The following is an 11,700-nucleotide window of genomic DNA, read 5'->3' as shown; positions in this document are numbered from 1 at the left end:
TAGAGCCTTAAATGAGCGGGCTCGCGCCCCCGGAATCGATGTAATCCAAGATGCGACGGGTGAGTAGCTCACGGTTATGAGCGGAGAGATTGCGGCTGGTGATGTGATCGTGGACCCATAAGCCGGTGCTCAGCACCGTGATGGCGATGCGCGCGAAGTCCTCGTCGCCGTCGCTCTCGGCACCGGGGTCCGGCATCCAGCGGCTATCAACCTCGTCCCAGGGCGCGGAATAGTCCGGGTGCTGCTGGGAGTGGATGCTCATGAGCAGTTCAATGACGGGATCATTCTTGCCCATGGAAATAACCAGTGCGCGTTGGCGCTGGCGCAGATCAAGAGCGCTGGCGGGTGCGCCGGCGATGTCCACGAGCTCTTCTTCCCACCGGGCGGCACAATAGCGGTGGCAGTCCACCAGAAGATCGTGGCGGGTGGGGAAGTGATAGATAAGGCCCGACTTGGACATGCCCGTGGCCTGCGCCAGGGAGTCATAGGTCACCGCGGAGACGCCGTCCTTCTCCATTATCTCTAGGGCGGCCTCTAGCGCGGTGGTCTTCTTGCTAATGCGCGGCACCATTGCCTCCTGACTTGGGGTTGTGCCGGAAGCACCAGGCGGTGATGGCGACCAGCACGACCATGAGTACGGCTAGACCTTTAAGGATAGTCGTATAGGCGTCGTTATAGGCAAGCGCCGCGATGTCGTGCGTGTGGGGCGAGCGCAACGCCTCTATACCCAGCTCCTTGAGCTCCGCAGGCAAGCCGGAATGGAAGAACACGGGGAGAAGGGAACCGGTAATCGCGATGGAGAGCAGGGTTCCGAACTCATAGGAGACTTCCTCCACGCCGGCTGCCATTCCGGTGCGGTGGATGGGCGCTGCGCCGATGATGGCGGTGGAGGAAACCGACATCGTCAAGCCGGCACCCATCCCGGCGCCAGCCAGGCCGGCGAGGAAGAGGGCAAAGTGATCCTGCTGCGCGGCCCAGACGGCGCCGCCGATGCCCAGCGCCATGCAGGCGAAGCCGCCGCTGATAAGGGGGAGGAAGCCCACGCGGTGGAGAATGGAGCCACCGAGCGCGGACATTGGCAGGGCGGCGAGCGCGACCACGGAGATAGACAGGCCCGCGTGCAAGGGCGACATGGAATCCACCAACTGCAGCTTCTGGGTGGTCATCATCTCTAACCCGGCCATGCCGAACATGGCGCCGCCCGCGGCGATGACGCCGCCGCTGAAGATGGGGGAGCGGAAGATGTCAAAGGTTAAGAGGGGATCCGAAAGGCGCGCTTGGCGGCGCACAAATAGGCTCGCACCCAGCACGAAAACCGCGGCGGTTACGCCGATGAGCAGCGCCGAGCGATGGGTGCTGGCCGCGGACTTGATGGCGGTGATGAGGCTAGCCAGCGTCACTAGCGCGTAGAGCGAGGAGGCCAGGTCCCAGTGCTTGGCGGGGTTGGGAATATTGGGCGGGGCCAGGGCGAGCGTAAGCGCCAGGGCGCCGATGACAATGGGCACGTTGATGAGGAATACCGAGCCCCACCAGAAGTGCTCGAGCAAGAACCCGCCCACGGTGGGCCCTGCGGCCGCGCCGACGACGGCCACCGAGCCCCAGATGCCGATGGCGGTATTGCGCTCAATCTCGTCTTCGAATGTGAGGCGGATGAGTGCCAGCGTGGCCGGCATCATCGTGGCTGCGCCCAGGCCGAGGAAGGCGCGTGCTGCCACCAGCGCCCAGGCGGTGGGAGCTAGGGCTGCGGCGAGGGAGGCGAAGCCGAAGAGGATGAGCCCGATAGTAAACATGCGGCGGTGGCCCACGCGGTCCCCGAGCGTGCCAGTGCCCAGCAGGAGCCCGGCGAGCATGAGGGGATAGGCGTTGATGATCCACAGCTGCTGCGTATCCGTGGTGTGGAGCTCGTGGGTCAGCACCGGCAGGGCGGTGTAGAGGATGGAATTATCCAGACCGATCATCAAAAGGCCCAGGGAGATTACCGCGAAGAAGGTCCACCTGTGCAGCGGCGTTGACTGCGAGGTATAGGCGCGCCGGGCCGCTCGATGGGTGGTGGTGTGGACTCTGGTCATGAAGTGAAACTGTAACGAACGTTCGCTATTGTTTCAACCCAAGGATCCGGCTTGTATGCAAGCTCACATGTGGGGTGGCGTGTGAGAATTGAGTACTTGAGTGGCATCTCCGCAACTTTGTGAGGACACTAGTAGGAGAAAGAGACTTTTCGAAGAAAGTGGAATCATGGCTCGTAGTTATGCAGAACAATTAGTAGCGACCCTGGAAAACCAGGGCGTGACAAAGATTTATGGTCTGGTCGGTGACTCCCTTAACCCCATCGTCGACGCGGTGCGTCGTTCCTCCATCAAGTGGGTGCACGTCCGCAACGAAGAGGCAGCGGCCTTTGCCGCTGAGGCAGACTCCCTGACCACTGGCAAGCTGGCTGTGTGCGCGGCCTCCTGCGGCCCGGGCAACACCCACTTCGTGCAGGGCCTTTATGATGCCAACCGCAATGGCGCCAAGGTCCTTGCCCTGGCTAGCCATATTCCTTCCCGCCAGATTGGCTCCCACTTCTTCCAGGAGACTCACCCCGAGGCCCTGTTCAATGAGTGCTCCGGCTACTGCGAGATGGTCAACTCCGCCGAGCAAGGCGCCGTTATCCTGCACCACGCCATCCAGTCCACCATGGCTGGCAAGGGCGTGTCCGTCCTCGTCATCCCGGGCGATGTATCCACCCAGGAAGCCGAGAATGACGCCTTCACCGATTCCGTCATCTCCACCGGCCGCCCCGTGGTGTACCCGGACCCAGTAGAGGCTGCGGCTTTGACCCAGGCCATCAACAAGGCCAAGACCGTGGCCCTTTTCGTGGGCTGCGGTGCCAAGGATGCTCGTGAGCAGGTGCTCGCCCTCGCTGAGAAGATTAAGGCCCCCATCGGCCACGCCCTCGGCGGCAAGATGTACATCCAGTATGACAACCCCTTTGACGTGGGTATGTCTGGCCTGCTCGGCTACGGTGCGGCCCATACGGCTACCCACGAGGCAGACCTGCTCATCCTTCTGGGAACCGACTTCCCCTACAACGACTTCCTGCCTCAGGCCAACGTTGCCCAGATCGATATCGACGGCTCCCACATTGGACGCCGCACCAAGATCTCCTACCCCGTCACCGGTGACGTGGGAGCAACCATCGAAAACATCCTCCCGCACGTCGAGGAAAAGAAGGACCGCAGCTTCCTTGACCGCATGCTCAAGGAGCACTACAACAAGCTCAACCACGTCGTCGATGCTTATACCAAGAACGTGGAAAAGATGCAGCCCATCCACCCCGAGTTCGTGGCCAACATCATCGACGAGGAAGCCGCCGATGACGCGATCTTCACCGTGGACACCGGTATGTGCAACGTCTGGGGTGCTCGCTACATCACCCCGAACGGCAAGCGTCAGCAGATTGGCTCCTTCCGCCACGGCACTATGGCCAACGCACTGCCCATGGCCATCGGCGCTCAGGCCGGCAACGAAGGCCGCCAGGTCATTTCCTTCTCCGGTGACGGCGGACTCTCCATGCTCATGGGTGAGCTCATCACCGTCAAGACCCACAACCTGCCGGTGAAGATCTTCGTATTCAACAACTCCTCACTCGGCATGGTCAAGCTGGAGATGCTGGTACAGGGACTGCCGGAGTTCGGCACCGACCACGATCACGTGGACTTCGCCTCCATCGCCCAGGCGGTGGGCATCAAGCACGTGCTTATCGAAGACCCGAAGCAGGCACGGAGCCAAATCCGCGAGGCCTTGGACTTCAACGGCCCAGTCCTCGTCGATATGGTCACCGACCCCAACGCCCTGTCCATCCCGCCCACACTGACTTTCGCGCAGCTCATGGGCTTCTCCAAGGCTGCCACCCGCACCGTCTTTGGTGGCGGCGTTGGTCAGATGCTGACCATGGCGCAGTCCAACCTGCGTAACATTCCGCGGCCTTAATTAAGCTGCTTCTTTCGTCCTGAGTGTGGGGCCGGTACAAACTCGTACCGGCCCCACACTGCTGTCTAGAGAGGCTCTGCGGAATTCACAAGCCTGAAGCTTTGTGGATATAGTGCGGGGTTACACGGGCGTACTCTAATTGCCCTGTGTCTGGTTGCCTTGCAATAAATCTACGAGGATCGGCATCGCCGATGATGGGTTCGGGCCCTTCCGCCCTGGCCGCATATCTGGGTCACTAGTTCGCGCCAACGCACAAGCGTCATGCACCCCGTCGAAAGGGAATGTCGGCGATAGGATCTTTTTCTTCACGAGGCCCAACTTGGTGACAAGCTCATCTAGCTGGTTTGAAGTAAGTGGCGCGCGTTTCCTTTCGGCGTGCCAGCGCAGCCACACCTCGAACTTGAGATTCGAGACTAAAAGCTGAATCTCTTCCTGCTCGGCGAGCGAAATTGCTGCAGACAGCGCATGGTGTTCGTCCACGTCGACTAAGCACACACAATCGTCGAAGCGCTTTCCATTCCGCACAGCTTCGTCTCGCTCGACTATGCACTTTTGGACGACTTTCAGCGGGTCCTTGCCTACAGCAAAGGACTTAACGCAAGCAGTCGCTCCTTTGCTTCGCAGATATTTGTTCAGACCCTCAACATACTGCGGTTCGGTGCGGGTGCCTTCGGTGACGACAAGAATGCGCCGCGCAAGCTGGCGGGCGGGCCTAGAAGGACGTCGCCGCGGTCTTCTTTCCATGTGCTTAACCTTCTCCTGAGTCAATAAGTGCAGCGAAGAGGCTCGGGGAAAGCCTCGGCGTGCCGCCGTATCGTCCGGTGAGGTAGCGCTTTGCCACGTTGGCGTCAGGATGCCTAGGGAAATCAGCCAGGCAAGTCAGTTCGGTAGCGCCCTCATAAGTCTTATCGCTGAACCATATTTGCTCAGGCTCAAGGTGAACATCACTTAGTGGGGAGAGGATAAAGGACTCGTGGCTGGTGAAGAGGAGCTGTGCATGACGGGAATTAACCACCGGATCCGCGAAGGCGCCGAGGAGCACCTCAAGCAAGTGTGGGTGAAGACTCGCATCAATCTCGTCGACGAGCAGTAGTCCTCCCTGTCGCAGAGCTTCCAGCGCGGGAACCGCTATAGCCAGCCACGCGATTGTTCCATCGCTCTCCTCTTCAATTGAGAAGGGCGGGCAGTCTTCGGCGGTGCCGCGGTGCGTGAAAAGGAAGCGCCGTACGACCTGCTCGAGTTCGTCATCCGCCAGTTCCGACGGGCCGTTCGTCTCATGTAGGTTTTCGATATCTGTGCCGGTGTTGTCACCCGTGCGCAGGTCCTGGTGAAAGCGCTGAACCGCACGCCGAATTCTTTCCGGGATGTTGGTTTCCTCCAAGCTGACGCTCATCACGCCTATGTCCGCTACCTGGAGTAATGCCTCGAGGTCACCAAAAGTAGTGTCCCCATCGGCCAAAGAATCGGCGATGTTAGCCAAGCGCTTCGCGCGGTGAGAATCTTTGACTAGGACAATGTCGAAGCTCCCAACGAGATCGCGTGCGAAGCTATGTAGCGGTGAGTTCTTCAACAGGAGCGCGCGGCTTAGGACCAGTTCTCGAGGGGTTACCTCTAGAGTGCTGCGGAAGCTTGGGTGGGTCCGGAGGAGGTTGTCCTTGCGATTGCGAACCAGTATCTTTCGCCAACGCGAAGTGGGGACGTCATTCAGCCACTCTTGTACTATCCCTTCCGCATCAACTTCGAAGCCGTACACGTAGCGGCGGCCTTCGTGGACGAGATCTAGTTCGTAGAGGCTCGTCCCAGTTTGGGAGATTCCATCCAGCTTAAAGGGGGCGCGAGTCATCGACTTTGCAGCCTGCCACATGGTGGCGGAGTGCTTGATCGCGCTAAATGCATAGTAAAAGGCGTCTAAAATGGCAGACTTTCCAGTCGCATTTCCCCCGAAGATTCCGGCTAAGGGGTAACTCACAGAGTTCCAGTCTCCGTCCTTGGGCCGGAGGGTTTTTAGAGAAGGACGAAGGAGATCGACCGTAACCTCATCGCGGATGCTTTTATGGTTACGGACGGTGAAGCTAAGCAGGATCATGTGCACACAATATCACTCGGAATGGCTCTATTTGAACGATTTTCGAGAAAAGTGACTAGTTCCGCTTTGGTTCGCGGATGGGAATGAGAATGAGAGCTCCGATGAGGAGCACCGCGCCGATGGCGAGTACCCCGCCGCGGTCGCCCTGGCCGAGCAGCGAGACAAAGATGCCGAAGAGCAGCGGCGTCAGCCAGCTCACGGCCCGCCCGGTGGTGGCGTAGAGGCCAAACATTTGGCCCTCCCGCCCCGGTGGTGCCACTCGCGCCAGGAAGGCGCGGGCGGAGGCCTGCGCAGGTCCCACGAAGAGGCAGAGCACGAGGCCACAGATCCAAAACACCGTCGGCCCCGAACCCACGTAGAGCACCCCGGCCATAGCCGTGAGGATGCCCAGGCAGGTGAGGATGATGGCCTTGGGTCCCACGAGGTCGTCGACAAGCCCGCCTACCACCGCACCTAACGCGGCGGCGACGTTGGCCACCACCCCAAAGATGAGGACATCGCCAGCGTTCAAGCCATAGACGGACACGCCTAGTACCGCGCCGAAACCAAAGACAGCGGAAAGCCCGTCGCGGAAGATGGCGGAGGCGAAGAGGAAGTAGAAGGCGTTGCGGTCCTGGCTCCACAGCTCACGCAGCGAAGACCACAGCTGGCGATAGGATTCGATAACCCCGCCAGTTTTCTCCCCCGAGGGAGTGATTTCCGGAACGCGCACCAGCACCGGGATGGCTGAGAGGCCGAACCACAGCGCGGCCAGCAGGGCAACGACCCGGATATTGAAACCGCCCTCGGTGGACAGCCCTAGCGCGCCGCCCTGGCCGGAGACGAAACCGAGGTAGCACACAAGCAATAACACGATGCCTCCGAAGTAACCGGCGGACCAGCCGAATCCGGAGATGCGCCCCACCTTGTCCTCATCGGCGACCTGATTGATCTGTGCGAAGTAGTTGACCTCGGCGAATTGGATGGTGACTGAGGCAAAAGCCAGCAGGGCAAGGCCCACCCAGAAGTACACGGGGGCGTCATTGCGCACGAAGAAGAGGGTGGCCATGGCCAGGAGGGTGATGAAAGTCCACGTGGCCAGCGCACGGCGGCGGGTGCCGAGCCTATCTGAGCGCTGCCCCATGACCGGGGTGACGGCAAAGATTACCAGGCCAGCAATGGTCATCGACCACGACAGCCACTGCGCCGGGGTATAACCAGAATCGATCTGCGTGCCCACCGAATCGGTGAGGTAGACGGCGAAGATGAAGGTGACAAGGACCGCGTTGAAGGCGGCGGAACCCCAGTCCCACATGGCCCAGGAGACAACCGTGAGCTTGTCGGTGCGTTTATCGGCCCGGGGGATGGGGGCGGTGGGGAGAGTCGGAGAGGTCATAAGCCGAAATCCTAAGCGTTGCGGGGGGAGTACGCAGCCTTTGTGCGTGGGCCTGGGGTGAGTGTCTCACAGCAAACGCTCAGAGAGCCTACAGTGGACTAGGAAACCTAGGTGGAATGATGCGATCTTGATGGCCAAGAATCGCGCAGCTGATACTGCAGGTGGTGCGAGGGCGAGTTTAGGAATTAAGTGACTTAAAAAGGTACTGAGAAGTACTGCGAAGTACCGAGTGAGTAAGGAGCACGAAACATGGAAGACAACAAAGGTGTGAAGGTACTCGTCGTTGATGACGAGCCCAATATCGTGGAGCTACTGACCGTTTCCCTGCGTTTCCAGGGATTCGAGGTCTTTAGCGCCAATTCCGGCAACGAGGCCATGCGGGTGGCCCGCGAGGTCAACCCGGATGCCTACATCATGGACGTGATGATGCCGGGAATGGACGGCTTCGAGCTTTTGGGCAAGCTGCGCGCGGAAGGCCTCGATGGCCCCGTGCTTTATCTCACGGCGAAGGATAGCGTGGACCAGCGTATTCATGGACTCACCATCGGTGCGGATGATTACGTGACCAAGCCCTTTAGCCTCGAGGAGGTCATCACCCGCCTGCGCGTGATTCTGCGCCGCGGCGCCGTGACCGATGAGGATCAGGCCGATGCCACCATTTCCTATGCCGACCTCACGCTCAATGATGACACCCACGAGGTGACTAAGGCCGGAGAGATCATCGATCTTTCGCCCACCGAGTTCAACCTCTTGCGCTACCTCATGCAGAACAAAGAGGTGGTGCTGTCCAAATCGAAGATCCTCGATAACGTCTGGCACTATGACTTCGGCGGCGACGGCAATGTGGTGGAATCCTACATCTCCTACCTGCGCCGAAAGATCGACACCGGCGATACTCCGCTCATCCACACCGTCCGTGGCGTGGGCTACGTGCTGCGCACCCCGCGCTCCTAGGGCGTTTGTTAAAGATCGCCTTTTTGAAATTGCTTGTATGAGATAGACGTCAGAGTGTTTATTTAATGACCTACAGGACCGAACCTAACCCCGCCGCGCTCACTGACAACGGTGGCGCTGACAGCGGTGGCGCGGAAGCGTGGAAGCGGCGCATGCAGCGGCCCAAGCCCAAGGCCATGCCCTTGCGCACCTGGCTCGTGGTGCTGCTGGTGGTTGTCTCCGGACTGGGTTTGGCCGTGTCCTCCCTGGCCGTATCCTCCATCATGCGGGACGTGTTGTATTCGCGCGTGGATGATGAACTGCAAGATGCCACCCAGACCTGGGCACGGGAGGTCAGCAGTGACTCCTTCCAAGGGGACTATTCCAAGCGCCCGCCCACCGAATACGTGGTGATGTTTTATACCCCTGATGGCAGCCTGCACTACACGGGCCCTTCGACCTCGACGCCTGATGCCAGCAACCTCTACATCGGAGCTGGCCCCACCACCGTCGGCTCCTTGGAAAATGACCGCCAGTGGCGCGCGGTGGCCACCGAGGAAAACGGGGTCATCACCGTCGTGGCCAAAGACCTGACCACGGAGAACGCCATTTTGAAGGGCTTGGCCGTAGTCCAAGTGCTCATTGTGGCTTTGGTCTTGGCCGTCATCGCAGCAGCGGGCTACTGGTTCATACGCAGGGCGCTTCGGCCCTTGCGGGTAGTAGAGAAGACCGCCTCTGACATCGCCGCGGGCGACCTAGATAAGCGCGTTCCTGAGTGGCCGCTGCACACCGAGGTGGGCCAGCTCTCGGCCGCGCTCAACGTCATGCTCGGGCAGCTGCAGCAATCAGTCATCAGCGCCCAAGACAAAGAGGAGCAGATGCGCCGCTTCGTCGGGGATGCCTCCCATGAGCTGCGCACCCCGCTGACCAGCCTGCACGGCTACACCGAGCTCTATCGTTCGGGGGCAACCTCGGATGTGGACATGGTCTTTTCCAAGATTGATTCCGAGTCCAAACGGATGTCTCTGCTGGTGGAGGACCTTCTGGCGCTGACTCGCGCGGAGGGCTCGCGCCTGGATAAGCGCCGGGTGGATATGCTGGAGCTCTCGCTCTCCGCTGGGTCTTCTGCCCGCGCGGCCTTTCCTAATCGCGAGATTACCGTGGTCAATGACACCCAATCCATTCCCGTGGTCGAAGGGGATCCGGACCGGCTGCATCAGATTCTGCTTAACCTCATCACCAACGGCTTGCGCCATGGTGGTCCGCAGGCCAAGGTCACCTTGCGGCTGCGCAAGGAGGGCGGCGATGTGCTTATCGATGTCCGCGATGACGGCAAGGGCATGAGCGCCCAAGACGCCGCCCACATCTTCGAGCGCTTCTATCGCGCCGATAGCTCGCGGACCCGCGATACCGGCGGATCTGGGCTGGGACTGGCCATTGTCAAGTCCCTGGTGGAGCAGCACGGCGGAAGTATTTCCGTCACCTCAAAGCCGGGGGAGGGCTCTACCTTCACGGTGCGGTTGCCTGCGCTGGAATCCGAATCCGATTAGGCCTCGCTTTGATTAGGCCTCGCTTTGATTAGGCCTCGCGGAAGCCGTCCTCATCGGTGCCGAGGTGCTGGCGAATGCGCGCAGCGGCCTCGTCCATGGCGGCTGGATCCGTGGAGTCCGCAGCGAAAGCCTTGGAGAGGTCATACTCCGTCATGGACTCGGCGGGGAAGAGGTGGATGTGGGTGTGGGGGACATCGAAGCCGGCGATCATGTAACCGGTGCGCGGGGTGCTAAAGGCATCCTTCAAAGCAACGCCGATTTCCAGTGCCACCTTGTTGAGGTGCGCCCACGTTGTTGGATCCAGGTCGGTCCACTTATCCACCTCAGCTATGGGTACGAGCAAGGTATGCCCGTAGCGCACGGGTTCAATGGATAAGAATGCCACGCAGGTTTCGTCGCGGTAGACAAAACGGCCGGGCAATTCGCCGTTAATAATCTTGGTAAATACGGAAGCCATGTTCCTTAGGCTACCGCCAGTTAAGATAGTGGGCATGCGCATTCTCGTTATTGGCTCGGGCGGCCGTGAACACGCCCTGCTCAAAGGCCTAAAAGCTGACCCTTCGACCACTGAATTGCACGTTGCGCCGGGCTCGCCGGCCTTCGCCTCTCTCGCGCAGGTTCACCCTGAATACTCCCGCGTGGAGGATCCTGCGCAGATGCTCGAACTGGCGCAGAAGATTGACGCCGAACTCGTCGTCGTTGGCCCGGAGGTCCCCCTGGTCGCCGGCGTGACGGACGTGTTGCGCGCGCACGGCATCGCCGTATTCGGCCCCACCAAGGCTGCCGCGCAGCTGGAGGGCTCCAAGGCCTTTGCCAAGGACGTCATGGCCGCAGCCGGTGTGCGCACCGCGCGTGCCGAGCAGCTCGTGCCTGGATGCAGCGAGGCTGACATCGAAGAGTGCCTGGATAACTTCGGCCCGCACTACGTGGTCAAGGATGATGGCCTGGCGGGTGGCAAGGGCGTCGTCGTCACGCGCGATCGCATCGCGGCTCGCGCCCACGTGGACGAGGTACTTATTGCCGGGAATCCGGTGCTGCTGGAGTCTTTCCTTGATGGTCCTGAGGTATCGCTATTTTGCCTCGTGGACGGTGAGACCGTGGTACCTCTGCTACCAGCCCAGGACCACAAGCGGGCCTACGACAACGATGAAGGCCCCAATACCGGCGGCATGGGCGCCTATACGCCGCTGCCGTGGCTGCCGGAGGGCGGCGTGCAACGCATCGTCGATGAGGTGTGCACGCCCGTCGCCGCTGAGATGGTCAAGCGCGGGCAGCCCTATACCGGGCTGCTTTATGCTGGCCTGGCCTGGGGCAAGGAGGGCATCGCCGTCGTCGAGTTCAATTGCCGCTTCGGTGATCCAGAAACCCAGGCGTTGCTCAGCCTCCTTAAGTCCCCGTTGACACAGGCACTTTATGCCACCTCCACGGGAGCGCTGGCACAGCTGCCGCCGCTGCGCTGGGAGCAAGGCTATGCGGTGACCGTGGTGCTCGCCGCGGCGGGCTACCCGCAGTCCCCGCGCAAGGGGGATGCCATCACCGGTGAGGGGCTCGATGATCCCGAGCGAATCCTGCACGCCGGGACCACCATCGCCGATGGACAGGTGCTCTCTGCCGGTGGCCGCGTGCTCAACGCGCTGGGCAAGGGGGCCACGCTGGAAGAGGCCCGCGCGGCCGCCTATAAGGTGCTTGACGGTATCACCATGGAGGGTGGATTCTACCGCCACGATATCGGCCTTGCGGCGCAGGAAGGGCGCATTAGCGTGCCGGAGGCCCGCTAGCGAATA

Annotated in this window: 10 protein-coding genes; 4 read left to right on the top strand and 6 right to left on the bottom strand. The window is 60.8% G+C overall.

Translation table 11 applies throughout. From position 1 onward, the window contains the following. Positions 1-7 precede the first annotated feature (7 nt). Together F4V60_RS10495 and F4V60_RS10490 are read right to left on the bottom strand one after the other, a co-directional pair. The gene (locus tag F4V60_RS10495; RefSeq protein ID WP_075731310.1) at positions 8-568 is read right to left on the bottom strand and encodes a TetR/AcrR family transcriptional regulator; all 561 of its coding nucleotides are present in this window, start codon (positions 566-568) and stop codon (positions 8-10) included. Then, the gene (locus F4V60_RS10490; RefSeq protein ID WP_075730532.1) at positions 555-2,069 is read right to left on the bottom strand and encodes an MFS transporter; all 1,515 of its coding nucleotides are present in this window, start codon (positions 2,067-2,069) and stop codon (positions 555-557) included. The genes F4V60_RS10495 and F4V60_RS10490 overlap by 14 nt, the downstream gene beginning before the upstream one ends. Positions 2,070-2,235: 166 nt before the next feature. On the opposite strand from F4V60_RS10490, the gene F4V60_RS10485 reads away from it, so the two are divergent. Beyond that, positions 2,236-3,972, top strand: coding sequence for a pyruvate dehydrogenase (locus F4V60_RS10485; RefSeq protein ID WP_075730531.1), 1,737 nt, complete (start codon positions 2,236-2,238; stop codon positions 3,970-3,972). A gap of 135 nt (positions 3,973-4,107) precedes the next feature. On the opposite strand, the gene F4V60_RS10480 is transcribed toward F4V60_RS10485, so the two are convergent. Genes F4V60_RS10480 through F4V60_RS10470 form a run of 3 tightly spaced genes read right to left on the bottom strand, consistent with a single transcriptional unit; the run spans position 4,108 to position 7,433 of the window. Then, positions 4,108-4,716 (bottom strand): RloB family protein, encoded by a 609-nt coding sequence (locus F4V60_RS10480; protein WP_075730530.1) that lies wholly within the window; start codon positions 4,714-4,716, stop codon positions 4,108-4,110. A 4-nt stretch (positions 4,717-4,720) separates the two neighbouring features. Then, the gene (locus F4V60_RS10475) at positions 4,721-6,058 is read right to left on the bottom strand and encodes an AAA family ATPase (RefSeq protein WP_075730529.1); all 1,338 of its coding nucleotides are present in this window, start codon (positions 6,056-6,058) and stop codon (positions 4,721-4,723) included. A gap of 55 nt (positions 6,059-6,113) precedes the next feature. Next, positions 6,114-7,433 carry an MFS transporter gene (locus tag F4V60_RS10470; protein ID WP_075730528.1) on the bottom strand — a complete coding sequence of 440 codons (1,320 nt, stop codon included), beginning with the start codon at positions 7,431-7,433 and terminating at the stop codon, positions 6,114-6,116. 249 nt (positions 7,434-7,682) lie between these two features. Here F4V60_RS10470 and F4V60_RS10465 point away from each other — a divergent pair, with 249 nt between their 5' ends. After that, on the top strand, positions 7,683-8,387 hold the full coding sequence (locus F4V60_RS10465; RefSeq protein ID WP_075730527.1) for a response regulator transcription factor: 705 nt from the start codon (positions 7,683-7,685) through the stop codon (positions 8,385-8,387). Positions 8,388-8,452: 65 nt separating this feature from the next. After that, on the top strand, positions 8,453-9,916 hold the full coding sequence (locus F4V60_RS10460) for a sensor histidine kinase (RefSeq protein WP_075730526.1): 1,464 nt from the start codon (positions 8,453-8,455) through the stop codon (positions 9,914-9,916). Positions 9,917-9,944: 28 nt separating this feature from the next. Here the strand turns inward: F4V60_RS10460 and F4V60_RS10455 are convergent, their stop codons facing one another. Beyond that, positions 9,945-10,373 carry an HIT family protein gene (locus F4V60_RS10455; protein ID WP_075730525.1) on the bottom strand — a complete coding sequence of 143 codons (429 nt, stop codon included), beginning with the start codon at positions 10,371-10,373 and terminating at the stop codon, positions 9,945-9,947. Positions 10,374-10,407: 34 nt separating this feature from the next. Between F4V60_RS10455 and purD the strand changes: the two genes are divergently transcribed. Further along, positions 10,408-11,694: a phosphoribosylamine--glycine ligase gene (gene purD / locus F4V60_RS10450; protein WP_075730524.1), complete on the top strand. Its 1,287-nt coding sequence runs from the start codon at positions 10,408-10,410 to the stop codon at positions 11,692-11,694. The last annotated feature ends 6 nt before the right edge of the window (positions 11,695-11,700 follow it).

The sequence above is a fragment of the Corynebacterium flavescens genome, from assembly GCF_008693105.1.
In the GTDB taxonomy this organism is placed as follows: domain Bacteria; phylum Actinomycetota; class Actinomycetes; order Mycobacteriales; family Mycobacteriaceae; genus Corynebacterium; species Corynebacterium flavescens.
The sequence above is the reverse complement of the archived record's forward strand: the minus strand, read 5'-3'. Positions and strand labels throughout refer to the sequence as shown.

Excerpts from the sequence above, each read along its gene's own strand:
- F4V60_RS10490 (WP_075730532.1), bottom strand. The coding sequence starts at position 2,069 with ATGACCAGAGTCCACACCACCACCCATCGAGCGGCCCGGCGCGCCTAT.
- F4V60_RS10475 (WP_075730529.1), bottom strand. The coding sequence starts at position 6,058 with ATGATCCTGCTTAGCTTCACCGTCCGTAACCATAAAAGCATCCGCGAT.
- F4V60_RS10470 (WP_075730528.1), bottom strand. The coding sequence starts at position 7,433 with ATGACCTCTCCGACTCTCCCCACCGCCCCCATCCCCCGGGCCGATAAA.
- F4V60_RS10480 (WP_075730530.1), bottom strand. The coding sequence starts at position 4,716 with ATGGAAAGAAGACCGCGGCGACGTCCTTCTAGGCCCGCCCGCCAGCTT.
- F4V60_RS10465 (WP_075730527.1), top strand. The coding sequence starts at position 7,683 with ATGGAAGACAACAAAGGTGTGAAGGTACTCGTCGTTGATGACGAGCCC.
- F4V60_RS10455 (WP_075730525.1), bottom strand. The coding sequence starts at position 10,373 with ATGGCTTCCGTATTTACCAAGATTATTAACGGCGAATTGCCCGGCCGT.
- F4V60_RS10460 (WP_075730526.1), top strand. The coding sequence starts at position 8,453 with ATGACCTACAGGACCGAACCTAACCCCGCCGCGCTCACTGACAACGGT.
- purD (WP_075730524.1), top strand. The coding sequence starts at position 10,408 with ATGCGCATTCTCGTTATTGGCTCGGGCGGCCGTGAACACGCCCTGCTC.
- F4V60_RS10485 (WP_075730531.1), top strand. The coding sequence starts at position 2,236 with ATGGCTCGTAGTTATGCAGAACAATTAGTAGCGACCCTGGAAAACCAG.